The 25,199-nt window shown below is 47.8% G+C and carries 27 protein-coding genes; 21 read left to right on the top strand and 6 right to left on the bottom strand.

Features of this window, described 5'->3' with window-relative positions:
- The first annotated feature begins 185 nt into the window (after positions 1-185).
- From KU855_RS07230 to KU855_RS07130, 21 genes are all read left to right on the top strand, one after another.
- A complete protein-coding gene (locus KU855_RS07230) occupies positions 186-1,103 on the top strand; it encodes a phage protease (protein ID WP_256260916.1) in 918 nt (305 codons plus the stop codon).
- Positions 1,103-2,002 (top strand): Mu-like prophage major head subunit gpT family protein, encoded by a 900-nt coding sequence (locus KU855_RS07225; protein ID WP_218529637.1) that lies wholly within the window; start codon positions 1,103-1,105, stop codon positions 2,000-2,002. The genes KU855_RS07230 and KU855_RS07225 overlap by 1 nt, the downstream gene beginning before the upstream one ends.
- 63 nt (positions 2,003-2,065) lie before the next feature.
- On the top strand, positions 2,066-2,323 hold the full coding sequence (locus KU855_RS07220) for a hypothetical protein (RefSeq protein ID WP_218529636.1): 258 nt from the start codon (positions 2,066-2,068) through the stop codon (positions 2,321-2,323).
- A 1-nt stretch (position 2,324) separates the two neighbouring features.
- Positions 2,325-2,576: a hypothetical protein gene (locus KU855_RS07215; RefSeq protein ID WP_218529635.1), complete on the top strand. Its 252-nt coding sequence runs from the start codon at positions 2,325-2,327 to the stop codon at positions 2,574-2,576.
- Between the two features lie 84 nt (positions 2,577-2,660).
- On the top strand, positions 2,661-2,864 hold the full coding sequence (locus KU855_RS07210) for a hypothetical protein (RefSeq protein WP_218529634.1): 204 nt from the start codon (positions 2,661-2,663) through the stop codon (positions 2,862-2,864).
- Positions 2,865-2,902: 38 nt separating this feature from the next.
- Positions 2,903-3,514 carry a hypothetical protein gene (locus KU855_RS07205; protein WP_218529633.1) on the top strand — a complete coding sequence of 204 codons (612 nt, stop codon included), beginning with the start codon at positions 2,903-2,905 and terminating at the stop codon, positions 3,512-3,514.
- Positions 3,515-3,524: 10 nt separating this feature from the next.
- On the top strand, positions 3,525-3,956 hold the full coding sequence (locus tag KU855_RS07200; protein ID WP_218529632.1) for a gp436 family protein: 432 nt from the start codon (positions 3,525-3,527) through the stop codon (positions 3,954-3,956).
- Positions 3,956-4,498, top strand: coding sequence for a phage virion morphogenesis protein (locus KU855_RS07195; RefSeq protein WP_218529631.1), 543 nt, complete (start codon positions 3,956-3,958; stop codon positions 4,496-4,498). The genes KU855_RS07200 and KU855_RS07195 overlap by 1 nt, the downstream gene beginning before the upstream one ends.
- Positions 4,499-4,508: 10 nt before the next feature.
- Positions 4,509-5,102 carry a hypothetical protein gene (locus KU855_RS07190; RefSeq protein ID WP_218529630.1) on the top strand — a complete coding sequence of 198 codons (594 nt, stop codon included), beginning with the start codon at positions 4,509-4,511 and terminating at the stop codon, positions 5,100-5,102.
- A 14-nt stretch (positions 5,103-5,116) separates the two neighbouring features.
- Positions 5,117-5,314, top strand: a complete 198-nt coding sequence (locus tag KU855_RS07185) for a DUF2635 domain-containing protein (protein WP_218529629.1) — start codon at positions 5,117-5,119, stop codon at positions 5,312-5,314.
- A gap of 2 nt (positions 5,315-5,316) precedes the next feature.
- Positions 5,317-6,795 carry a phage tail sheath subtilisin-like domain-containing protein gene (locus KU855_RS07180; RefSeq protein WP_218529628.1) on the top strand — a complete coding sequence of 493 codons (1,479 nt, stop codon included), beginning with the start codon at positions 5,317-5,319 and terminating at the stop codon, positions 6,793-6,795.
- Positions 6,796-6,814: 19 nt separating this feature from the next.
- Entirely contained in the window at positions 6,815-7,168 is a 354-nt protein-coding gene (locus KU855_RS07175) for a phage tail tube protein (RefSeq protein ID WP_218529627.1), read from the top strand.
- On the top strand, positions 7,168-7,512 hold the full coding sequence (locus KU855_RS07170; RefSeq protein ID WP_218529626.1) for a phage tail assembly protein: 345 nt from the start codon (positions 7,168-7,170) through the stop codon (positions 7,510-7,512). Before KU855_RS07175 ends, KU855_RS07170 begins: the two co-directional genes overlap by 1 nt.
- 125 nt (positions 7,513-7,637) lie before the next feature.
- Positions 7,638-9,353 (top strand): hypothetical protein, encoded by a 1,716-nt coding sequence (locus KU855_RS07165; RefSeq protein ID WP_218529625.1) that lies wholly within the window; start codon positions 7,638-7,640, stop codon positions 9,351-9,353.
- A gap of 23 nt (positions 9,354-9,376) precedes the next feature.
- Complete coding sequence (locus tag KU855_RS07160; protein ID WP_218529624.1) at positions 9,377-10,693, top strand: DNA circularization protein; 1,317 nt, start codon at positions 9,377-9,379, stop codon at positions 10,691-10,693.
- Complete coding sequence (locus KU855_RS07155; RefSeq protein ID WP_218529623.1) at positions 10,693-11,793, top strand: phage baseplate assembly protein; 1,101 nt, start codon at positions 10,693-10,695, stop codon at positions 11,791-11,793. The genes KU855_RS07160 and KU855_RS07155 overlap by 1 nt, the downstream gene beginning before the upstream one ends.
- Entirely contained in the window at positions 11,783-12,385 is a 603-nt protein-coding gene (locus KU855_RS07150; RefSeq protein WP_218529622.1) for a phage baseplate assembly protein V, read from the top strand. The genes KU855_RS07155 and KU855_RS07150 overlap by 11 nt, the downstream gene beginning before the upstream one ends.
- 7 nt (positions 12,386-12,392) lie before the next feature.
- On the top strand, positions 12,393-12,857 hold the full coding sequence (locus KU855_RS07145) for a phage GP46 family protein (RefSeq protein WP_218529621.1): 465 nt from the start codon (positions 12,393-12,395) through the stop codon (positions 12,855-12,857).
- A complete protein-coding gene (locus KU855_RS07140; RefSeq protein ID WP_218529620.1) occupies positions 12,847-13,908 on the top strand; it encodes a baseplate J/gp47 family protein in 1,062 nt (353 codons plus the stop codon). The genes KU855_RS07145 and KU855_RS07140 overlap by 11 nt, the downstream gene beginning before the upstream one ends.
- Complete coding sequence (locus tag KU855_RS07135; protein ID WP_218529619.1) at positions 13,898-14,482, top strand: YmfQ family protein; 585 nt, start codon at positions 13,898-13,900, stop codon at positions 14,480-14,482. The genes KU855_RS07140 and KU855_RS07135 overlap by 11 nt, the downstream gene beginning before the upstream one ends.
- 67 nt (positions 14,483-14,549) lie before the next feature.
- A complete protein-coding gene (locus KU855_RS07130) occupies positions 14,550-16,184 on the top strand; it encodes a hypothetical protein (RefSeq protein ID WP_218529618.1) in 1,635 nt (544 codons plus the stop codon).
- Positions 16,185-16,311: 127 nt separating this feature from the next.
- On the opposite strand, the gene nagA is transcribed toward KU855_RS07130, so the two are convergent.
- The 6 genes from nagA to KU855_RS07100 form a co-directional block, all read right to left on the bottom strand.
- Positions 16,312-17,448, bottom strand: a complete 1,137-nt coding sequence (gene nagA, locus KU855_RS07125) for an N-acetylglucosamine-6-phosphate deacetylase (RefSeq protein ID WP_218529617.1) — start codon at positions 17,446-17,448, stop codon at positions 16,312-16,314.
- Positions 17,449-17,477: 29 nt separating this feature from the next.
- On the bottom strand, positions 17,478-18,476 hold the full coding sequence (gene nagB-II / locus KU855_RS07120) for a glucosamine-6-phosphate deaminase NagB-II (RefSeq protein WP_218529616.1): 999 nt from the start codon (positions 18,474-18,476) through the stop codon (positions 17,478-17,480).
- 10 nt (positions 18,477-18,486) lie between these two features.
- The gene (gene nagK / locus KU855_RS07115) at positions 18,487-19,389 is read right to left on the bottom strand and encodes an N-acetylglucosamine kinase (RefSeq protein WP_218529615.1); all 903 of its coding nucleotides are present in this window, start codon (positions 19,387-19,389) and stop codon (positions 18,487-18,489) included.
- A 179-nt stretch (positions 19,390-19,568) separates the two neighbouring features.
- On the bottom strand, positions 19,569-22,241 hold the full coding sequence (locus tag KU855_RS07110; protein WP_218529614.1) for a family 20 glycosylhydrolase: 2,673 nt from the start codon (positions 22,239-22,241) through the stop codon (positions 19,569-19,571).
- 433 nt (positions 22,242-22,674) lie between these two features.
- On the bottom strand, positions 22,675-23,373 hold the full coding sequence (locus tag KU855_RS07105) for a SapC family protein (protein ID WP_218529613.1): 699 nt from the start codon (positions 23,371-23,373) through the stop codon (positions 22,675-22,677).
- Between the two features lie 144 nt (positions 23,374-23,517).
- Positions 23,518-25,035: a tryptophan halogenase family protein gene (locus KU855_RS07100; protein WP_218529612.1), complete on the bottom strand. Its 1,518-nt coding sequence runs from the start codon at positions 25,033-25,035 to the stop codon at positions 23,518-23,520.
- Between the last annotated feature and the right edge of the window lie 164 nt (positions 25,036-25,199).

Genomic DNA, 25,199 nt, shown 5'->3' with positions numbered 1-25,199 from the left:
CTCCCCATTTTCAATACCACTGCATTGAGCAATTGACGTTATTTATCGTCAATGGCGTTTATTGCGCATTCTGAAATCCGATGGTTTGTAACTCTCCGCCTTTAAGGAGGTTGCTATGTAATCTTAACTGGAGTTCTTAAATGCAAGTCAACGCTCTCACTGCGCTTTGCTTCAACATGATGGCCATGTCACCTGATACAAATGGCATTTGGTTGCCAATGGTGCCAGCTGGCAGTTTTACAGGTAAAGATGGCCGCAGCTGGGTAAACGACAATCCAGATGCCATTGTGGCTAACTTTGTAAAAAAGCGCCCATTTGATATTGAACACTCAACCCACATCAAGGGACCTGCTGGCGAGCCAGCCCCCGCCTATGGTTGGATAACGAAAGTTGAAAACCGTAATGGTGAGATATGGGGTTTTACTGAGTGGAACAGTGAAGGCAAAGAAATGATAGAGCAGAAGCAATACGCTTTTTACTCTCCTGCATTTACATTTGATGAAACCACCAAACAAGTTTTAGCGCTGGCTAGCTCTGGCCTAACGAACGACCCCAATTTAAATGTACCCGCCCTTAACCGTAAAGAGGACAACCCAATGAAGCTGCCCCAGCTGATTATTGCCGCGCTTGGCATTGATGCAGAAGCCACTGCAGAGCAAGCCGTAGTGGCGATTAACTCTCTTAAGCAGGATAAAGAAGTCGCATTAAACCGCGCTATTACGCCTGACTTAAATAAGTTTATCCCGATTGAAACTCACCAAGTTGCGCTTAACCGTGCTGTGAATGCTGAGTCAAAACTTGCTGAAATTGCTGAACAAGAAATTGAAGCGCTTGTACAAACCGCAATTGATGAAGGAAAAGTTGCCCCTGCTAACAAAGCCATGTATCTCGGCCTGTGTCGCAGTGAAGGTGGCGTTGAGCAGTTTAGCGAGTTTGTTAAAACCGCACCGGCTATTGCGACTAATTCGCAAAAGAAATTGCCTAAAGACAACCAAGGTGAGCAAAAGCTGGAAGAGCATGAGCTGGCCATGTGTCGCAAAATGGGCGTGTCGCATGAAGATTTTATTGCGGCCAAAAAACAACTTAACGTAGGAGCTAAGTAATGGCTACTCCAGCACAAGTATTAGAAGCACTACAGGCCACTATGTCAGCGGCCTACACCAAAGGCTTAAGCGCCGCTAAGCCGCAGTGGTCAATGATTGCCACCGAAGTACCTAGCGCGGGCGCAGCGAACTTTTATGGTTGGCTAAAAGATTTGCCAGGCATTGTTGAATGGACGGGTGATCGTCAACTTGCCGACATGGGTAAGCATGGCTACTCAATTGACAACAAAACGTTTGAAAGCTCTATCTCTGTATCACGTGAAAACGTAGACGATGATCAAATTGGTCACTACAGCGTGATTGCGCAGAACTACGGCGACCAAGTGGCGTACTTCCCTGACACCTTGGCGTATCCGTTATTGGCGGCAGGTTTTACCACCTTGTGTTATGACGGCCAAAACTATTTTGATACCGACCATCCGCTAGAAACCACACCCGCGACTACCTTCACTAACGTGATTGGTGATCCAGCCACCGACACCGGTGAACCGTGGTTCTTAATTGATGACACTAAAGTGCTTAAGCCAGTTGTGTTTCAAAATCGTCGTCCGTTTGTGTTTAAAAACATGAACCCGAACGAAGAGTACACCTGGTTTAACAACAAGTACGCTGCCGGTGTTGATGGTCGTTGTAACGTGGGCTTCTCGTTCCCGCAGTTAGCGATTGGTTCAAAGGCTGCGTTGACCGAAGCCAACTATACCGAAGCTAAAAAGCTTCTGCAGAAGATGAAAAAAGTTGACGGTACGCCGATTGGTGTGCGCGCGACTAAGTTAGTGGTTGGCCCTGACAATGAAGCTGCAGCGAAGAAGTTAATTGCTCGCATGTTAATTGAAGGTGGCGATACCAACATCTACTACAACGATGTTGAGATTGTTGTGTCACCGTTAATTAGTGCCTAACGCTTAGGCCAGGCAAAGATGATTTTTGGCGCAAGGACGCGCCAACCTTAACCGGAGAACAACATGGCCAGCAAAATTGTACCAGTGGTTGGTAATGATTGGACTGAGCTTTCAGCAGCCCCTAAAGGCTGTTTTGAAAATCAGTGCAGTGCGCCATTAATTTATTGGGTATCTGATGTGGCCCCATTATCAACGCAGGTGATTGGGCATTCGCTCAGTACTGGACACGACAAAGGTTTTCAAATTGATGACACGCTATCAATGAAGCTATGGGCAAGAACCTTGTCAACCAACGGTAATGTCATTGTGACGGAGTATTAATATGTTTGGCGAATGCTGTCCGTTTGTTGTACCTAAGGTGTTGGCCCGTGCAATATCACTGACCCAAACCGCCAACAATTTAAAGCAGACACTTGCCGCCAGCAATGTTCCGCAAACCGTGTTGTTTAATGTGGTGCCGTTGGCCTCTACTGCCCTAGTTATTAATACCGTTAATGGTGAAACCACCATGGTTAAAGCGTTTGATGGCATGGTAACGGTGTCGCTTAATGTGATACGTGAAGCCACTGGCTGAGGGCTAATTCAATGGGGGGTGTTTATTGAAGTGTATGACCAAACGCTTGGTCAATGGATAGCTTATCCGGGTTCACTTCGCAGTATGTCAATAGACACACAAGCCGCGTACGAGATAAGACCCTTTGACTTTACCGCCTCAGTGACTATTGGTGCTGGTGAAAAGTTTAGATGGCGTCATTACACCAGCGATGCAACCAAGCAAGTATCGTTAATTTCATTTGCTGCAGCTGGGCTGTTGCCATCTAGTGCTGCAGCTGTAATGAGTTTTTGGGGCGTTAAGCCCTAAGTAAAGATGGTTTAAACCCGATTTAAAAGGAGTTCAACGTGAGCAATGTCACAACCAACAAACCAAGAAAACCCAAAGCCAAAGCGTCAGCGAATGCCGGCACAGGTGACACAGTGGAAAATCATACCGCCGTCAAAGAGGCGCAAGCCAAACAGGACGCGGCATTAGCAGAAATTGAAGCCAAGGCTAATGAAGAGGCTGAGGCACAAGCTAAGGCTAATGAAGAAGCAAAGGCTAATGAAGAAGCAAAGGCTAATGAAGAAGCAAAGGCTAATGCAGCGTCAACCTCTGACGCACAACAACAAGTAGGTACTCATGAACAATTGGATAAGCAAAAAGGCACTGATGACGGTGCTAAGCCTGGCATTGATGCTGTGCACATTCTTGGCGCTTTTACAGCATGCGCTAAGTCGGACGCTGGATTTTGGCGCAGTGGCGTACAGTTTCATCGTCAGCAAGAAACTTTGGTGCTTGTGGTTAAGCAAGAGTCGGATGCGATTGAAGGAGTTTCTCCGCAAGGTTATGAACCAGAACGCGTGGTGTGTCTCACTGCTGCGAAGGCGAAGCGCGTATATGACGAGCCAAACTTAAACGTTGAAGACGTAGCGCTAGAAGATCTTATTGATCCAGCCAGTGTAATTAACCAGTAAGGCGGCAGTGATGGCAGTTTATGCAACCAAGCAAGATTTGATTGACCGCGACGAGGCCATGCTATGGAACTTTGCGATTGATCGAACCACAGGTGAGCTTAATGACACCTATATCGACCAAGCACTAGAGCAAGCAGATGATGAGATTAACTCATTTTTAACCCGCTATGTGCTGCCCTTGGCCACCGTGCCAGGCATGTTGAATAAGCTTGCCATCACTATTGCTTTTTACTGGCTAGCAGACCGTGACCAACAGGCCACTAACTTGTTAGAAGAGCGCTATAAAATGGCGCTTACTACTCTACGTGAAATAGGTGCAGGCAAACGCGACCTAGGTTTACCCACGGTGGATAAACCCACCGAAACCAGCATAGGCAAGGTTGAGCTAGTGCAAGATAACGAGCGCTTGTTTACCCGTAATAGCCTGCGTGGTGTTTTGTAATGTCAATCAGTGTGCAGGTGACAGGCACCCAAGACCTGCTGCGTTATCAGCAGTTAATGGATACCTTAGGTGACCCCAAGCACAAAGCCGAGCTGCTAGACAGCTTAGGTAGCCTTGTTGAAAGCCAAACGCGGAGACGCATAGCCGATGAAAAAACATCTCCTGATGGTCAGCCTTGGGTTGAGTGGTCTGATGCGTATGGTGCCACTCGCTCAGGCAATCAGTCGTTACTTCAAGGTGACGGAGATTTGTTGGACTCCATCCAATATGTGGTCCAGAAAAACCAAGTGCGTATTGGTTCGCCGTTGGCGTATGCGCAAGTGCATCAAGAGGGCTTTAGCGGCGCAGTGCAAGTGGATGCACATACGCGCCTTATTACACAAGCCTTTGGTAAAGCGTTGGCGTTTCCGGTGTATCAGTCGGTAGGCGCATTTACGCGCTTAATGAACATACCACAGCGCGAATTTTTAGGCTTAAGCCGTGACAACCAGCAAGAGGTATATGCCGTGCTGGGAAGCTTTTGGCAGGAGCTAATGCAGTGAGAATAACAATATGACCACTCGCCCAAGTTTTAATGTGACCGGCTCAACCGTATGGGCCTGTCAGCAAATTGTTGATTACCTCAAGCCAACGCTTGAAGGTACCGATCGTGAAATAGATAAAGTACAAACCGTTGAGCGCCACATAGGTAAGTTTGATACCCCTGCTGATGTTAAGCGTTGGCTGTCTAACCGCGATGGTGGGGTGCGTGTTGCTGCGCTACGTGTGCCGCAGTACGAAACCATTGGCGGTCGCTTAGTAGGTAACGTGAACTTTGTGGCTTATGTGTTTACCACCGACCAGTTCGGCTACGAGAAGGACACTCGCGCCGAAGTGATAGTGGGCAAGATTGCCGGGTTGTTGCTGCAGCGTGGCGCATTGCCAACGGCATACAGCAAAGCCATGGCAGTAAGAAGTGACAACTTATACACCACCAAGATTGATGAGTTAGGCGTGTCAGTGTGGTCGGTTACCTGGTCGCAGCAATGGTACCTAGATGAAGCCATTGACCCTGCAACCTTAGATGATTTCTTGCGCTTTGGTATGACAGGCCAAGTTGCAGAAGGCGCGCCAGAGCTAGAAGGCGTAGTGGATTTACCGCAGTAAAACAGGAAATGAATATGTTAATTAACCTAAAACCAGCAAAGCCAAATGTGCCCGTTCGTAAACCTGATGGCGGTTATCTTGCCACTGACGGTGAAGCGGTTAAGCGTTCGTCTTACTGGGTTCGTCGTATTAATGACGGCGATGTCATTCAATTTAAAGCCGCTGCGTCTGCTAAAAAGTCGCCAGCTAACAAAGCCAAGGCAGGAGAATAACCATGTCACTCGGTAGCATCCCAAATGATATTAAGGTCCCTCTCGTTTATATCGAGATTGACAACAGCCAAGCCAACTCAGGTACGCCAGCCCAGGCGCAAAAGTTATTGGTGATTGGTCAGCAGCTGGCAACGGGTAGCGCTACGCCGTTAACCCTTAGCCGCATTACCACAAGCGAAAGCCAAATGGACTCGCTTTATGGTTATGGGTCGATGATGTCACGCATGTTAAAAACATTGCGTAAATCAAATGGCTATACCGATGTGTATGCGCTAGGTGTGGCTGACTTAACCGGTAGCGAAGCCGTGGGCGAAATTACTGTTGCGGCCACTAATGCCAAGGCGGGTGTACTTGCCCTGCTGATTGCTGGTGAATCTGTGCAGGTTGCAGTTGCTGCTGATGATGATGCCGCCACCATTGCTACTGCGATTATTGCAGCGGTTACGGCTAACAAAAATCTACCTGTTACCGCAGCGCTAAAAACGGCCACCACTGAAACGGTTGAATTAACTTGTAAATGGAATGGCGCAACCGGCAACGACATTGATGTGCGTTATAACTACTACGATGGTGAAGTGCTGCCCAGTGGCGTGAGCTTAACCTTAGTTGAAATGACGGGCGGCGCTGGCACCCCAGATATGGACGAAGTTATCGCGGCTATACCTAACGAATGGTACAACCATATCGTGATGCCGTTTAACGATACGCAGTCGATGAACGATTTACGTGATGAACTGGTGACCCGTTGGGGCCCACTTAAGATGATTGAAGGCATTGCTTATACCGCGTTCCGTGGCACCTTTGCTGAAACTGGCGCATTTGGTACTGCCCGTAATGACTTCTTATTTACCTGTATGGGTACTAACGCCTCACCTCATTCGCCATTTGAGTTTGCTGCGGCTTATGCGGGTAAAGCGTCTTTCTCGTTAGGCATTGATCCTGCGCGTCCACTGCAGACATTAGTCATGACAGGTATTTTGCCACCGGCTAAAGCGGTGCAGTGGGATATGACCGAGCGCAATCTGTTACTGGGTGATGGTATTGCCACCTACATGGTAACGCCAGGCGGTGAAGTGGCGATTGAGCGTGAAGTGTCTATGTATCGCGTCAATGCCTTTGGTGACCCAGACCCAAGCTATTTAGATATCACCACCCCAGCCACACTAGGCTATCTGCGTTACTCGCTGCGCACTATGGTGACGAATCGTTTCCCACGACATAAGTTGGCTAACGATGATGTGTTAGCGCGCTTAGACCCAGCTCAGCCAGTGGTTACCCCTAAAATTATGCGCAATGCCATGTTAGAGCTTGCCAATAACGATTGGGTACCTAACGGCCTAATGGAAGACTTTGACGGCTTTAAAGATAGCTTAGAAGTGTATCGTGACGGTAGCGATCAAAACCGCCTTAACACGGTATTTAACCCAGACATTGTTAACCAGTTCCGTATTTTTGCGGCGCTGATGCAATTTAAACTCTAATCAATAGGAGCATAAGCACATGGGACAAATCCTAGGTGAAGTGGTTATTCGTGCCAACAGCAAGCAGCTGAAAACGAAAAAGGGATCTACCCTAAGCCCAGGCGGTTATACCCGTACTCCACATGTTGGCCCTGGTCGTGTGTGGGGGCAGTCTAACGAATACACTGTGCCTACCATTGCTGTGGTGATTGCTGCCGATGAAGATGTGGACGTGCTTGAAATTAACGCCCTTACCAATGCCACATTAACGTGGGAAGGCGATAACGGCGTTGACTATATGATGACCGATTGCGCGCCACAGGCACCTTTTACCATTAGCGATAGTGGTGATGTGACCGGCACGTTCCAGGGCAACAAAGTCGAGCGTATCTAATGGCGGTGATGACGTTTGATTTAGTGCATGGCCTCAAGGCGGGTGAAAGTACCCACCTTGAGGTGGGCCTTAAAGAGCTGACCTCAGGTGATTACATTGATGCGCAGTTAGCGGCTGAAAAGGTAGTGGTGCAAGACGGTAAAGCCATAGCCTATACCAGTGATGTGCTTTATGGCCTAGAGCTGCTAGTGCGCCAAGTGGAATACATTGGTGCAGTGCAAGGGCCGATTAGTATTAAAGAGCTGCGCAAGTTGCACCAGGATGATTTTACCTTGTTGCAAAACAAAGCCAGCGAGCTTGATCAGTTAATTGCACAGGAGCTAGCTACTCGGGGGCGACCTTAGGGCGCTGGGGGATATTTGCGAGAGCATGCAGCTAGCCATTAGCTCTCGCGTTCCGCTTAGCGTCTCATGCGCTATGTCACTGCGCCGCTTGGTGCGCACCTATCATAAGTTAAGAGATCTTATTCATGGCCCAGCAACTTAAAACCGATATCATTTTAAACCTTGCTGGCAACCTTGCGGCTAAAGCGCGTCAGTACGGCAATTCAATGAGCGACTTTGCCAAGCGTAACGAAAAGGCAATGACGCTGGTGCGCAGCTCTGCCGCTGCTGCAGGGCGCGGTATTGATACCTTGGGTAATCGCTATGTGGGTATGGCTGCTGCGTTCGCTACCGGTGCAACGGTGCGCAATATTGGTAACTTCTCAGAGCAGATGACCCGCATTGGTACCAACGCCAAGTTAACCGATGATCAAGTCGCCTCACTGAAAAACAATATTCTTGAACTGGCTAATCAGCAAGACATTCGCATTGACACCACAGAGTTCGCCTCGGCCATTGATGAGCTGTTGGGTAAGACGGGTGACTTTGAATTTACCATTGCTAACCTAGAAAACATGGGCTTGTTTATGCAGGCATTTGGCGCTGATGCTAAATCAAGCGGGGCGATATTTGCCCAGTTCCGCGAGAAAGGCATTAAAGATGCCAAAGACGTAATGAACACTATCGATGATTTATACAGCCAGTTTGCGGTGGGTAGTGTGAACGTTAAAGATTTAGCCTCAATATCAGAGCAGTTATTTGCGACGTATCAAAGTAAAGGGCCACAAGCTATTACCCAGATGGGCGCATTAGTGCAATTGTTTGCTAAAGCAAAGGGTAATGCCAATGAATCATTGACATCTATTCAAGCCGTGTTTGCAACTTTTTCAGATAAGAAGAAAGTTGAGTTTTTAAATCAGCAAGGTATCGAAGTATTTAAAAAAGGCACTAAAGAATTACGCCAGCCTGTTGAATTATTATTAGAGATATTAGATAAGGCTAAAAACGACCCGCTTAAATTGGGTGATATATTTGACCAAACATCATTACAGGGTTTGGCAGCTTTATATTCGCAAGAGAATAAAGATCTATTAACTCAGATGACAGTTTCATCTGGTGAATATGGTGAAACACAAAAAGCCTCTGCTAAAAATGCCGCTGAATTTAATAATGCAATTAAATCATTAAATACCTCATTTAATAAATTTGCTGAAAGTAGATTATCAAAACCCATTCAAGATTTAGCCGATGCGATTAATAGTGTTGACGATAAAACCATTGATAACTGGCTTAAATGGGGCGAGGCCGCATTGTGGGTAGTAGGTGGTTTGGTCGCAGCCAAGAAAGGATTAGATCTTGCTGGCTCTATTAAAGGCGTATTTGGCGGTGGCAAAGGTGGCGCTGGCGGCGGTAAAGGTGGCTTTGCCGATATGGGCGTGATGCCTGTGTATGTAGTGAACATGGGTAAAGGTGGTATGGGCGGTGCTATGGGTACCGACATTACCGATGCTATGGGTGGCAGCAATAAAGGTAAAAGTAAATGGAGTAAGGCTGGGTCAGCTGCTAAGGGCGGCTTAGCGACTTTGCTGATGTATCCCATTGTTGAATCAATTGCCGATGCTGCCGTGGGTGATACTGATTTTGCCAAGTGGGCTAAGGCCACCACGTTATCTGATTTGTTACCCAGTGTATTTGGCAGCGGCATTAAAGATGTTAATGCGGGCTCTGACATTGCAGGCATGGTCAATGGTGTCAGTAGCAAGCTAGCACTTGATATTGCTGTATCCGATGATCGTATAAAGGTTACCCCTCGCAATGTTCCACTAGGCGTTACTGTTGATCCCGATACCGGCATTAATTAACTCGAAAGTTATAGGAGCTTTAAATGGCATTTGAAGACCGTTTAACTGCCTCGTTTCGAGGTGTTGAATTTTTATTAGAAGAAGCCGATGGCGAAAGTGGCCGTCGTGCTATTCCCCATGCTTACCCAAAAAAAGAGATTGGCTATACCGAAGATAACGGCAAGGTGCTTACCCAAGAGCGCATTAGTGGGCGCGTGGTGGGTGCTGATTACTTTGAGCAGTTGCAAGCTATTCTTGAAGCATTAAACAAGCCTGGTGCCGGTGAGCTTGTTCACCCATGGTTTGGTATTCGTAAAGTGCAAGTTGGCAAGGTTAGCCACAAGCTGGTTAATCGCATTGATGGTACCGCCACCATTAACTTTGAAGTATTTGAAGTGGGTGAAAACCTATTTCCTAATGCCAAATCAGATACCGCTAAACAGATTAATGCTGATGCTGATAACACCAAAGATGCCGTTGATAAAGCCTTTGAAGATGAGTTTGATACCGACACCTTAGAAGGTGCTGGCGATATGGTTGATCTGTTTTTAGATGATTTAGATGAGCTGACCCGCAACCTGCCCTCATTGCCTGATGATCTGCGTGAGTGGACCGATAGATTGATGCGCGCTAAAGACTCTATAGGTGAGCTACTTGCTTACCCGGGTGAATTGGCACGTGAAGCAATGGGCCTGATGGAAGACATTAAAGGCGTGGTTAAAGACCCAATCCGCGCTTTAGGTGTTTATCAGAACGTGCAAAACCGTTGGCAAGGTACCCGTGCAGAGTTGGCTATTACCGGTGGCTTAGCACGTGATATATCAAGCGAAGGGGGTAAGGCTGGCTCAGTACCTAAGCTGGCTAATCCATCAAAGCAGGCAGCGGTAATCGCCAATGCTGCGGCGTTTAAAAACTTAACACTTAACCGTGCGGTGTTGTCTGAATGTTTGGCGTTGGGCGATGCCGATATTGTGCAAAAGCTTGATGATGAAGCAACAGTATTACAAAGCCTGTCTGGTGCTGAGCGTAATGCGATATTAACGGGGCAGCAGCTTAAAAATATTGGTTATGGCATTGCTGATAGATTAGCTGTTTACGCAGCAGCTGCAGTAGAGAGTAGCCGTTCGTCCGTGTGGCGTAATATGCGTGTGTTAAGGCAGTCAGTGCTAGCCGATACGCGCGCCCGTGCAGAGTTATTGCCACAGGTGAGCATTTACAAGCCTATTGAGTCGGTACCGGTTGCATTAGTTGCATGGCAAGAAACGGCCAACACAGAGCGCCGCGATAGCATAGTGCAGCGTAACGGTTTTGCTAACCCTGCGTTTATTTTGCCTACTGATAAGGTTGAGGTAATAAACTGATGGCTGAACCGATTGTATTAAAAGCCGGTGGCAATGTTTACCAGGGCTGGACTAAGGTTGAGGTGACTCGTTCGCTTGAGGCGATGTCTGGATCGTTCTCGTTAGAGCTAACGTGGAAGTGGCAAGGCAGCGAGCAGCAATATAAAGCGTTTGTTGAACCCATTAAGCAAGGCCAAGCATGCACGGTTGATATTGGCAGCGAGCGGGTTATTACGGGTTACGTTGATGATTGGATCCCAAGCTATGATGCCACCACGGTGACCATTAGTGTGAGTGGTCGTGATAAAACCGCTGACCTAGTTGATTGCTCAGTTGACCACCCAAGCGGCCAGTTTAACAACCAAACCTTAACGCAGATAGCGAACACAGTATGCAAGCCGTTTGGCATAAAAGTGGTTGTTAATACTGATGTGGGTGAGGCCTTTGCGCGCATTCAAATTGAGCAAGGTGAAACCCCGCATGAGTTGTTATCACGTTTGGCTAGACAGCGTGGCGTACTGTTGACCAGCGATACCTTTGGTAATTTGGTGATCACCCGTGCCAGTAAAGTTAAGGCGGGTGTGTCATTGATACTGGGTGAAAACGTGCTTGCTGCCCGTGGCCGTTTTAGTTGGCGTCAGCGGTATAGCAAGTTTACCGTTAAAGCCGCAGGTGCTGCCTTTGGTGAAAAGTGGGATGGTTCGGCATTATCTACCGTTGGCGGTATTAAAGCCGATATTACAGACAGTGATATTAGCCGTTATCGCCCTATGATTATTGTCAATGAAGAGATCACTACGGCAGAGGGCGCAGCTAAGCGCGGCCAGTGGGAACGCCAACGCAGCATAGGTAAATCAAACACTGCTGAATATACGGTAACAGGCTGGCGCATTCCGCAAACGGGCAAGCTTTGGAACATTAATACCATTACCCCTGTTATCGATGAGATATTAGGTTTAGATGAAGAGATGTTGATTGCCTCGATAATGTTTAGCGAAGACGATGCAGGCCGTTTGGCGGTGATTAGTGTGGTTAAACCTGATGCGATGGATATACCTGCAGAAGCTTCAAAAGAAACGAAGTTAAGTGGTGATCAATGGAGTGTGAAAAGTGGTAACTGAACGTTATATTGATCGCCTACTTGCACCGATTAGACGCCGCATTACTGGCATGCTGACCCGTGCCATTGTGACTGACCTTGTTGAAGACCTGCAGCGGCAAAACCTACAGGTAAAAATGCATGCCGATGAGTCAGCAGATAATATTGAGCGCTTTCAAAATTATGGTATTAGCTCGGTTCCGCCTGCTGGCTCTGAGGCGATATTGGCCGCGCTGGGTGGGTCGCTTTCTGGTTTGGTGGCCATTGCCGTTGAAGATAAAAAATATCGTCCAAAAGGTGAAAGTGGTGATGTTTTTCTATACCATCTTGAAGGGCATAAAATCCGCTTGACCAAAGACGGAAAGATACTGGTTACAGCAACCGACGTTATTTTCGAAGTCGCCAACTCCTTTACTATCATCTCACCTGAAACATTAATTCAAGGCCCTTTGCATGTGACAGGTGGCATATCAACAGACCTCGGTATTTATGCCGTTAGCGGTATTACCTCAGACAGTGTTGTTACTGGATCTGATTTAAGCGCTAATAATATTTCTTACCTAGGCCACACCCACAACGACGCAGAAGGTAGACCAACAACCACACCGCAATAGGTTTTTTATGAGTGTAAGCATCGTGTTCGACATGGTGAAAAATTCAGGTGTGCTGATTGATGGCAGCAACGAGGGTGGTGATATCGATGGTGAGATATCCGCCCTCGTTTTGATCTCACTGTTTACTGATGCAAGAGCGGATGATTCAGATGAATTGCCCGATGCATCTAACGACCTTAGAGGTTGGCCAGGTGACACTTTTTACGATGCGCCTTGGGGCAGTAAATTGTGGTTACTGTATCGCGAAAAGCTGACAACAGAAGTGCGTAATAAAGCGGTTAAATATGCCGAAGATGCACTGGCTTGGATGCTTAAAGATACCGGTGATGGTGCGTTGGCTAAAAGCGTAAAAGTGACGGGGTCTATTCCGCGTTTTCAAACCTTGGCCTTGAACATTGTGATCACTAAACCTGATGACGAGGTTATCTCGTTTACCGTGTCAAAACGATGGGAGACGCAACGTGCCGTTTAATGTACCTACGCTACGCAGTTTAATCGACAGCGGCTTAATTGATATTGAAGCCTCGTTAGACACCATCTTACCTAAGTTTGGCATTGAGCAGGCGCTTAATGCTGCGGTGAGTGGTAGCGTTCGTGACCTGTATGATTTTCAAAGCTGGATAGTACGCCAGATAATCCCCTCTTCTGAATCAGAAGACCAAACCATTATTGATACCGCCAGATATGAAGGCGTTATTCAAAAGCTGGCCACAAGCGCGGCAGGCCAAGTTACTTTTGCGGGTAATACCGCTATCCCTATTGACACCGTGATGACGCATTCAGATGGCCGCTTGTATCGAGTGACGCTATCTAATCCGCCATCGGTTGGCAATGTTATTGTGCAAGTTGAAGCAGAAGAGCCAGGCGCAGCAGGTAACCTGCCTGCAGGTGAAACCTTAACCTTAGTTTCTACTGTGCCAGGCATACAGCCAAACGGTATTAGCAGTGGTTTGATTGGCGGTGCCGATTTAGAGTCTGCTGCTAAGGTGCTTGAGCGGCTTTTATTCCGCAAGCGTAACCCGCCTATGGGCGGCGCTGTGCATGATTATGTGGCATGGTGCCGTGAAGTGGCAGGCGTTAACCGCGCCTGGGCTGAGGACAATTATCAAGGCCCTGCCACCGTAGGTTATGCGTTTGTTTTTGATGACCGAGTGGACATCTTACCTACTTACCAAGACCAAGTGGCGATGGAGGCTTATATCTATCGTCATTCTGACCCTGCAACTGGTGTTGATGTGGGCCGTCCAGGAGGCATTGAGGCGGTTTATATTCCGCTAACACTGAAAACCACCAATTTAGTGATTGGCTTAACGCCTGAATCACCTGAATTACAGCTAAGTGTAAAAGCCAGCATCGAGGCGTACATTAACACTTTAGGACCAGGTGATACCTTGCTGTTAAGTGGGGTGCGCACTGCCATTGGATCAACCGTTGGCGTGACTGATTACACCTTAGATTTAAATGCAGACGTAACCGCGTTAGCAACAGAGCTGCACGCACTAGGTACTATCAATGGCGCATAGCGTAGCGCAGTGGACTAACGCCATTATGGCCCAAATGCCCCGCGGGGTAATTTGGCAGCGCGCTACGTCGTTAGACCTTTATAAGTACGCCCAAGGTTACGCACCAAGGCTAGAGCGAGCCGAGGCAAGCGCTGATAACTTGTTGTTAGAAATGCGCCCAGAAACCACTCAGCAATTGCTTGATGAATGGGAAGAATATTTAGGCCTGCCTGAGTGTATAGCAGAGCCTAATTCTAACTTTGAATATCGCCGTTATGCCGTGGTTGAAAAGTATCATCGCAAGGGTGGTTTACAGGCTTGGAACGTACAGCGACTAGCAGAGGATTTGGGATTTACTGTAAGCGTTGATGAGGTGTTCCCCCACCACTGTTTACGAGGTTGTACTTACCCATTATGGCCGCAGCAATATCGCTATATTTTGCGTGTAACAGTAACTGGTATTCCAGGTGCGTATATGACCTGTTTAGATGACGTATTAACCCCACTGCTGGCCAGTGACGCCAGAGTGCTTGAATGCACTTTAAACCGCTACAAATTAGGCGGTTTGTATTACGAATTTTACTACGCCGTTTAGGCATTTTTCTTTAGCAATAAACCCGCTTTAAACAGCGTTTAAATGAGTTTCGATTAGGAGAGTTAACATGCATCCGTTACAGAATGGTTCACAAGCCGAACAGCGCCCAGCCAGTAAGCCACTAACAGGCCTAGCAGGCTGGTTTACTGAGTCAGGTGAAAACAATGTTCCCAGTTACCCTGGTGCGGATTGGTTTAATCATGTTATTGCTGAGTTTCAGAATGCGCTGGCTGAGACGGGGGTGGAGTTTGATCCAGAGAATGATGACCATCTGGCACAGGCGTTTATTAATGGAAATTTATCGTCATCTGATAGTGCATCATTAAGCAGGTTAAAACAAAAGTATGGTATAGCAGCATGGGCGCAGGCTGCCAATTATCGGCATTTTTTGATCGATATTGATGATGCTAAATCGGGGGTTTACGTCATCCCAGCTGGTCAAGTAGTGAAATTCCAAAACGCGACTATCACGCAGTCTGATGACGGTGTTTGTTTTTTAGGAGACTCCATAGGTTGGCGCTTATGCGGCAAAGGCATAATTACACGGGGAACGAATAAGCCAACGTCTGAAGTTGCGGGTTCTATTGGATTAAGTGTTGGACCAAATGCGCTTAAGCATACGATTGATGGTGGCATCATTATTGAACGTTTTAAATCGGTTGGTGTCAAGTTTAATGGCGGAGGATTATTATCTGGCACGGTCGGACGCAGTTACACCAACGGTCTTACATGTCGAGAAAACTGGGACGGCTTTCAATTTTTAGACGGTTTCCCTGCAGAATACCATTCGTTAACCAATTGTTTTTCGACAGACAATGCCAATAGAGGTGTGCTGGAAGAGACTGGCAATACTAACTGGATTGGTGGGACTATTTCTGGTAACGGAGGTGGCCTGCATTTACGCCACCCAACCGCAGGCGGGAATCCACATCATGGCATGTTTGTTGGTACAAATATTAATCACAACAATAGTTACCAACTTTGGGCTGAAAAGGTGGCCTTTGGTTATGATTTAGTAGGTTGTCACTTGTACGACAATGGCAATGCAGCAACCGGGCGTATTAGGCTGGATAATTGCCGTGGTATCAACATTATCGGCGGTACCATTGGCGCGGCGATAGAATACACTAATGATGGGCACGTGCATGTTGGCTATAACAGTATCAGTAATAACAAAGTTGAACTTAATAAGCCAATTATCACCGGATTACCGAACTTTGACAGAACGAAGTTGATTGTGAAAGATAACTTTGACATTAACGGGTCATGGGATTTCAACGATCTAGCCTATGCGCTGGGTCTATCAATGCAAACACTATCCGATGATAACGTAACAACAGATCCGTATGGGTTATATGTTTTCGATACTGAACAGGTAGATATTAGAGGGACCATGGGAGTTAGTTTTGTGACTCCTAACTATGGCTTATACGAATGGAATATTAATCTTAAACTTTCTACAACGGAACAAGGTGTTGGCCAGTTTGTAGAAATTTTGAGAGACGACGCAGGCTCAGGTACGTGGGCTGTGCTTGGCATAATACCTGTTGTTTACCTTTCAGCTGCCAGTGCTTCAGCGAGTGGATCCTTCATTTATCCAGCATCTAAAGGAGCGCAGCTTGGGTTTAGATTGCGCAGCCCTGCAGGCTATTTTGGCACCAAGGTTAAAATTGGATCAACAGTTTCCTATCGGAATATATAAAGCCAGAGACTAGATAAATCAGCACTATTTTTTTTGCTCGTTTATCTAGTCTCCCCTGCTCAATAGTATCGGCGCGCTACATTGGTTCATGAGGCATCCTTGTTATTATTATCTCAGCCCTATTCATTCAAACGTTGTCACTGACCAGTTCACCGCCAATAAAGGTTTTAGCGACAGTCAACGACTCATCGAGCACGACGAAATCGGCTCGCGCGCCCACTTGTAGATGACCATGGTCTTCCGCGATATCAAGGTACTGGGCAGGATATAAGGAGGCCATGCGTAATGCTTCCTCTAACGACAGTCCCAGCATGTTGACACTATTACGCACCGCTGAAGCCATATCGAGCACGCAGCCGGCTAACTCGCCGGTACTGGCATTCAAGCGGTCACCATCACGGATCACCTCTTGGCCAAATAGTTCGAAACTATTGTTCTCTTCATCGCCAACCGGCGGCATCGCATCGGTAACCAACAATACTTTGCCTGGGGACTTGGCGCGAATAGCAATCCGAGCACTGGCGGCATGAACGTGGTGACCATCCATAATCAGACCACACCAGGCATCACTGTCGAGCGCTGCACCCACCATCCCAGGCTCGCGAGAGCCTAGCGCTGACATCGCATTAAATAAATGAGTAAATCCATCAGCACCGGCGGTGATGGCTGCCATGGCGGTGTCATAATCGGCATTGGAGTGACCAAGACAAACTTTAACCCCAGCGTTCACCAATTGACGTATAACGTCGGCCGAGACATTTTCCGGCGCCAAGGTTACCAACCTAAGTCCTAAGTCTTGCCGGCAAAATTGATGTAATTCAGCATCGGCAATGCGGCGGATATGCGGTGCGGGATGCACCCCTTTCTTTGGGACTGATAAGTGTGGCCCTTCGAAATGGATGCCAAGTATCCCAGGAGTTCCCGCCGCGATAGCCAGAGCCATCGCTTCACTGGCAGCCGTCATGGCACTAATATCATCGGTGATCAAGGTCGGCAACATCGCCGTGGTGCCAAAGCGTGCATGCGCCTTGGCAATGGCGCGTATGCCTTCCTGACTCGGGGTACTGTTAAATAGCACCCCACCACCGCCGTTGACTTGTATATCAATAAAGCCAGGCACCACCTTACCGAACAGTTGTTGGGGCTGCCGCTTGCTTGAGCATGCACCTAAGGACACTATGCGGCCCGCTTCTACACAGAAATCCACATTAAACAACCATTGCTGTCCATCAAACAGTTGTTCCGCCCGAAAGTGTGTACTCATTGCAATTGACCTCTTACTAAAACTATCGATTATAAAGTTTGGGTAACTTTTTTCAGACCTTTAGGATTATCGGGATCGATACCACGAGCAATCGCCACCGCAGCCATATCAATATAAAAACGTTGTAACAATGCCAAGGGCGCGACTCGGGCGGCTAAGCCTTCAGTCGTCTGGTTTAAGTGGATCATATTGGCACCACGGGCCGCGACATTTTCGATTTGTTCAATATGGCTGGCATAAGATTCGTCGGCCACACAAGCATCAATCACAGTTAATTTTTGCTCCACCAAGGTCACAGGACCATGGAGAAACTCTGCGCTGGAGAAGGCTTCGGCATGCACGCCGCCGACTTCTTTCATTTTTAAGGCTATTTCTTTCGATACTGCATAGCCAAAACCACGGCCTAAAATCACTAGGTTTTTCACGCCTTCTAAAGCGGTTGCCGTTAACTGTGGCTCGGCATCAACCGCCCCTTGTAATGCACCAGGTAACGTCTCGAGAGCCTCTTGCAACTCATCACTTTGTGACCAATTAGTCGCTAATTGCAACAAGGCCGATAAGGTGGCTAAGTAGCTTTTGGTGGCGGCAACGGCTTTTTCTTCACCTGCGCGTAACGGCCAAACTTGATCGACTATATCCTTGATAGGGGCAGTCTCGTCATTCACTAACGCGATACAGTACGCACCGGCTTTTTTGGCCATTCGCGCTTGAGCTAAGATGTCAGGACTACGCCCGGATTGTGAAATCACAATCACCAAGCCACCTTCAAGTTGCAATGTTTTACCATACACACTGGCAACCGATGGTGCGGCGGCAAAGGTTGGCACGCCCAATTCGACTTCCAATAAATACTTGGCAAATACGCCCGCATGATCAGATGAACCACGGCCGACTATCATCACAAATTTTGGCTTGAATTCACGTAATTTCTGGCCGATTTCAGTGGCTAAGTCTTGATTTGCTTGTAACTGTTCGCGGATCAACGCTGGGGCTTGACGAGCTTCGCGCTCCATAATTGTTTGAGTCATGTGTAATTCCTTAATGTCCGGCATAATTTTCTGAATATTGGGCAAACATGACCGCCCCCATTTCGGGTGCGGCTACAATAGGCTTAATCGCTTGAGTCACATCGCTAGCTAAATATTGATGCAAAGGCTCGGCTAATCCGCCAATCATTGCAAAACGACTGGGGCTAACACTGAGGAGCTTTCTGGCCAGTTGATTAATATACCCAGCCCCGTCGTGAACAATCGCCAGAGCGACTTCATCGCCTTCTTCAGCACTGCTAAAAACGATGTGAGACAACTTGGCATAAGCGCTAGAACATTGACCGGCTAATTGCCCGACAATCCCCATAGCATCCTTGCAGTCAAAAAAGTCTAATAATTTGGGGGTCATGCTCGTAGGTTCCGCAAAGCCATCGAGGGCTAAAAGTACATGTTCGGCCGCTTTCAGCCCAAGCCATGCCCCACTGCCTTTGTCACCGAGGGCAAACCCGTGCCCGCCCAAGATAACTTGGCGATCCCCCATGTGAGCATAGCCACAAGAACCGGTACCAGTAATAATGACGGCCCCATCTTCTCCGCCGTGCGCCCCGAGGCAGGCAGTATGGAGATCCGTGGTTAAATGCAACACCTTAAACGGGTGTTGCCATGCAATCACCTGCTCAAATAACCGCGGCACATTAACCCCTGCCAGCCCAGCACCGACGATTAATTCTGATATTTGACTCGCCGCTAATCCAGCATCAGCCAACGCTAATAAGGCTGACTGGGTTATCGAATCAAAGGTTTGCTGTAAACCGTGTAAAGGATTGGCTCGTCCAGCAACACCGACACCTAACGCGCCGCGTTGCTGACAATACAGTAAAGCTCGACACTTAGTGCCTCCGCCATCTATGCCTAAATACAGTGGCAATTGAATGTGCGCATTAGAGATCATCTCATCCCTCATTTGACATCTGTCCATGGGCGCCGCCCTGTTAACGGCAAGCGCATATCGTTAAGAACATGTTACCGCAAAAATGACAGCGTTGTCATTTTTAATTATTCAAGCGGTTCCAGTTATGATTTGAGCGGCCAACATTAAGATTCGCCAGAAAGTAAAACTTATATATTCAGCTAGTTAGTTAGGGTCAATTGCCTACCGGCTCGCTCGCCAGTGGCTGAACGCACCCTGACATTCACGGGTAAATCAACAGCAACGGCTTGGATCCAGCGATGCCAGCGACCATCTTGAGTTTGGTATTCCAGCGGCAGGCCAGGAAAGCGGCTATTCATGTGTAGCAAACCGTCGACGACCCGCGCGCCAGCTAAAGGCACTCGATAGGCGACGTTGGCCAGATCTAATTTACGCAGCTCTTTATGACCTAAAGTATTGGCCATGACCTGCCATTGCTGTAGCTGCTGCTGACGCATTAATGGAGTAAAGTAACCACTGTCCTGATGATAGATGGCCCCTTCCGCTTGATAGGGGACCTCCCACTCAGGCTTGTGCCAGGCGCGCTCAGCCAACATTAGCAAGCGCGGAAACGTCAGATAATCCACCAGCTGATGAGAGCGAATCGTCTCGCTCCAAATCTGGCCTTGAATACCAATAACATCACGGCCTGGGGCGAGAGGCGCTTGGATTGTGACGCCTGCTGCGTCCAGTTGCTTGGTGTCATCGGCGACATAAGGCTTACCATTGATATCGTGCCATTGTTCGGCATTGGCAGCGAGATTGCCCGCCATAAACTCAAATACTTTACGCGTAGAATTCGCCCGCATCGCCCAGTAATAACCGTGCTCTTTAGGGTCGGCCACATAAGGCATATCAAAATATAAGACGTCCGGTACGGACACCACGGTATCCCAGCCTTGGTTTGCATGTTGGTGCGCCCTCACATGCCCTTGGTGATAGAGGCTATCCCAAATATTAGATTGCACATTGGCAGGCATATACCCCAAGCGAGTATGACTCATGCCATCGCTCCAACCGGCTACGGCAATGCCCTTGGCCGCTAACAACTGACTAATGCGCTCAATAAAATAGCCTCCCAGTTGTTCGATACTCGTCACGTCATAGGGGTTATTTGCGACAAATTCATGACATGCCGGTGACTCAAGCCAAGCGCCTGCCGTTTCATCGGCACCGATATGGTATAAGCTCAATGGCGTTCCGGCTTCTTGATGCATAAGCGCGATTTCGTCGATCACTTTATCGATAAAGCGAAAACTCGACTCGAGGCAAACATTCATGGTGTTATCGTTATAGTGCTGGATAGACGAATATTGGGTGGTGTCCTGGGGATCACTTAAGCGATATTGCTGCGCGGCTGCACCACTGAGCTTAGCACTACGCGCGTCCATGGCTTTAATGGCAGCCCGAGAATGCCCCGGCATATCCATTGAGGGAATGATCTGAATATGACGCGCCTTGGCATAGCGCAACAGCTCGATATATTGTTGGCGCGTGTAATAACCATTCACCGCCGATCGGGGATCGGGACCACTGCCTAATTGCGGCAGTAAACAAGAGTGCTCACTGAGATCATGACAGCGTTTACCCCCAATATCGGTCAATTCAGCCAGATCAGGAATTTGCAAACGCCAGCCTTCGTCATCGGCCATGTGCAGATGCAATTTATTTAGCTTGTAGGCCGCCATTTGATCAAGCAGTTTGTGGATTTTCCCCACATCATGAAAGTTACGAGCAACATCAATATGCACGCCACGAAATGGATAGCGCGGACTGTCACTTATCGACACCTTGGCGACACTTTGCTGCGCGACATCGAGCAAACTCGCTAATGACATCAAGCCATAAAACATCCCGCGAGCACTGCCTCCTTGGATATTGATGCCGTCATCATTGACCACTAAGGTATATGCCTCATCCGCCAATTGCTGGTTATAGTCGAGCTGTAAATGAACCCCCGCCGGCTGCTGAGTTAGCCCCAAACTGGCTAAGCGCTCGAGTGCGACATCGGCCACTTTTACCTCACCACTGACCTTAATTCCCGCCGCCAGCGATAATGACCCTGAGCCGAGGCGCTTAATATCAGTAGGGCTGGGGATAATTTGGCTATCAATCCGTGCGGTGCTCAAGTCAATGGGCTGATTTTCATCATATAATTGGCTGGTAGTTATCCATGATAGTTGATCTTCACTACCACGGCGGTAATGCTTACTCTCATCGCTAAAAGCTTGCGCATACGGCTTAACTTCCATGCCAGTCTCAGCATCGGTAAGTAAACGGGTGCTGGCGATGATCTCCGGTTCAAGTCCCGCTTTAACCACATAATAATTAGGCATGACATCGCTTTCGGCTAATTGCCATAACTGGGCAATAAATGGGATCACGAGCGGGGTATCCGCCGAAATGTGGGCAGCGGCGCCACTTAGCTCCACGCGGTGTAAATCCCCTTGCAGGCGTTCAATGTTAGCAGCCGCCACTAACGTTTTATGAATGGGGCGGATATGGCTGAAATATATCGCGACCTGATTCAGGTCAAGCTCCTGAGCGGAAGTAAAGACCAACTGCGCTCTGAAGCATTGCTTGTTGCCGGTAAGCGCTACGCAATCATCATCGGCGACATTGGTGAGCAATTGATAATTCACCTTAAGATTATCAGCAATCGCCTTGAGCTGCGCCTGAGCGCGTTCTGACTCATTGATTGGGGGTTGACTGGCAGAACTTGCCAGCACTGTGGCTTGGTGGCTGGCTGCGACTTCAAGGTGAGCCTTGGCATAACTGAACTCACACACGGACATCGTCATAACAAACGCACATGCGCTAATGATAGGTTTCATCGATTTCCTTGGTTTAACTGTTTCTGTCTAGTCCAATCATGCCTAAGAAGGACGACACTCTGGCTTGACAGCGCCTGACGCCAGATAAAAAAATGGCTGGATACATCGCATAGATGAACCCAGCCCATGTAGTATCTGGGGAGAGACTAGTAAACATTACGGTCGGCAATTGCCTTCCAAATAACCGTCACCAACACAGTAACAGCAATCAACAAGCATGAAGGAGACCTCATCCATTCATGCAGACCTTCACCAGCGCTGTCATACAAGCAAATGACAACGCTGTCATTTAAGATTACACAAGCCACCAAAAGATTTCTACATCTATTTTACTTTTATTATCATTTTACCAACATCGCCGACTGACACTTTCTCACCATCAAACAAAAACCGCGACCTAAGTCGCGGTTTTTGTTTTGGCAGTCATCGCTGATTAGCTATTGGCTTCAGTCCGCGCTAAACGCTGGATTTGGTTAAGCGAGGTCAAGTGACTATAGATAGGACCAATCAGACCTAAGCGACGTAACTCGCTAAATTGCTCTTCCGACAGGGCCGACAGCTTAGGTTCGCTGATCAAATACAAGCCATTAATATTGCGCTTTTCGCCTTTAATGTCGACATTTAAAGTTTGCGACTCGAGCAACTCGAGTTCGGCTAATTTATTCAGCAACGTTTTAGTTACTTGATCTTGTTGGAAGTGTTCAATTAAAGCTTGCTTACGAGTGGCTAAAAACTCGGTTTCTTGGTCGCCGTTAAATAAGGCTTCTCCTTCGTTATCGTTCACACTTGGGCTGCTATCACGAATTCCAATCCAAACCTTATCTTTCACCTCTGGGTTTAAGACTAAGCCCAGTGGATAATCACGGACCACGTGCGGTTGATATAAACCGGTCCAACGTCCGTCATTAACATATAAATTTTGGCCAGGTTTTAACCCTAACATGGCAACGGCTTGAAACTCACCCGTTTCAGTATTTTTAACAAACACGATGGGGAATTCAACAGCGACACGTGGAAACTCATGGAGAGTCACTGGAACAATATGTTGGTCTTGTAAGTGCGACAGATCCTGAGCACCGATTTTCAATTGACCGTGTTTGGTATGATCCAGCAAAGTAATGGCTTGAGTCATGAATATATCCCTTTTCCTATTATTTATTTTGGTGGCGGGCTCGGCTTTTTGTCCGTGCAATTACGCCAAAGACGCAACAGTTATACCTATTTTTGACGCAAAAATAAAAAGTTATTCAACACAAACGCAACATCGCCTCCGAAATTAATGTTTTTGAAGCCCATATTGGTGAATGCGTTCGATTAAGTCTCTGTGCTCTGGCAAGGCTTGTCGCACTCGCTGCGCCGCCGCGGCTAATTGCTGTGCCTGCTGATATAAGCCAGGTGGAGGATTTGCTGGCAACTGCGTCGAAAAATGCATGCCGTAAAGGACATAGAGATAATTATCGACATCAAAGGCTTCAAACTTACTGAAAAAATCTGCACGCTGAGGGAGTGAGTCTTGCCAAAGGGCTAATCGCTGCTGTAACTCGCTCGACAGGTGTTGCGGATTGCGATTATCGCGCCAAAACTGACTATCGCTGCGATCTGACAAGTAATAGTGCAACTTAATGAAGTCCACCACCCGTTGCCAACCATGGCCGACAATCGCGTTAAATCGCTGCGCTAAGAGAGGTAATTGTTCGACCGTTTGCGGGATCCGCTCGGCCAATAATTTGGCGGAAAAGTCGGTCAACATAATCGAGGTTGCTTCGAGGGGTTCTAAGAAACCTTGAGCCAAGCCTAAGGCGACACAGTTACCACGCCAACTCTCGGTTAAATAACCCACCTTCATATCGATACGCCTAAAGGGCAGCTGGCTATGCTCAGGGCCGAGGTATGCTCGCAGCTTAGCGCTTGCTGTTTCCTCATCCATGTGTTGACTCGAGTACACTAAACCGACCCCGCGCCGCTGGGTTAAGGCAATATCCCATATCCAACCGGCTTGATGTGCGGTAGCCACGGTATAAGGGGGGATCGCTTGCTGTGGCGCGGTCGGTACTTGCACCGCTAATGCGGTATCGACCAATAACTGCTCGGCGACACTATGAAAAGGCACTTGCAAGGCTTTTGACATCAGCAGGGCTTCAGTGCCGCTGCAATCGATATAAAAGTCGTAGTTGAGTAACCCCTGATCTTGGCTGACTAAGCCGCGAATATGACCTGACTCATCCACCACAACCTGTTCGATATGGGTTTGTTTATGCACAACCTTAAATTTTTGCTTGGCATTCGCAGCCAATAATTGCGCGAACTTTAACGCATTGAGATGATACGCATAGCCAAGTTGCCCCTGCCATTCTGGGGTAGTGATTGATTTTGGTGCCTTACCCGCTTCACACGCCTGATATTGCAATGACACTAAATCGGCATAAGTTTGCGAACGGTCTTGGCACCATAATGGGCTGAGGTCTTCGCCATTTGGACTCGGCTTATCAAACAAGTGATGGTAAGCATTAAGCGAACCGTGCTTGGCGCTATCTAACCAATTAACAAATTTAATAGATTGCTTAAAGGTCACATCGCAATGTTTAATAAATTCAGTTTCGCTAATACCAAAGGATTGCAGTGACTGGCGAATCGCTGGCACTGTGCCCTCCCCCACTCCAATCGTGGCAACCTTTGGCGATTCAATCAAAGTGAGTTCAACATCATCCCGATGCATCAAAGCCTTACCAAGATGATTAGCCGCCAACCAGCCGGCCGTGCCGCCACCAACAATCACGATACGTGTTATCTTCATTATCATTCTCTTTGCTGCAAAAAAGCCCAGCAAATGCCGTAATGCCGATCAGTTAAGACAGATCGCTTGACGATCTCACTGAAAGGATCAAAATCCGATGACCCCTTGTCATCGGATTTTTTTATGCAACTTTCAGAAGCTTTGGCGCGTACTCATATCAATCG

This window comes from Shewanella sp. NIFS-20-20 (assembly GCF_019209865.1).
Lineage (GTDB): Bacteria > Pseudomonadota > Gammaproteobacteria > Enterobacterales > Shewanellaceae > Shewanella.
This window is presented reverse-complemented; position numbering and strand designations above follow the sequence as displayed.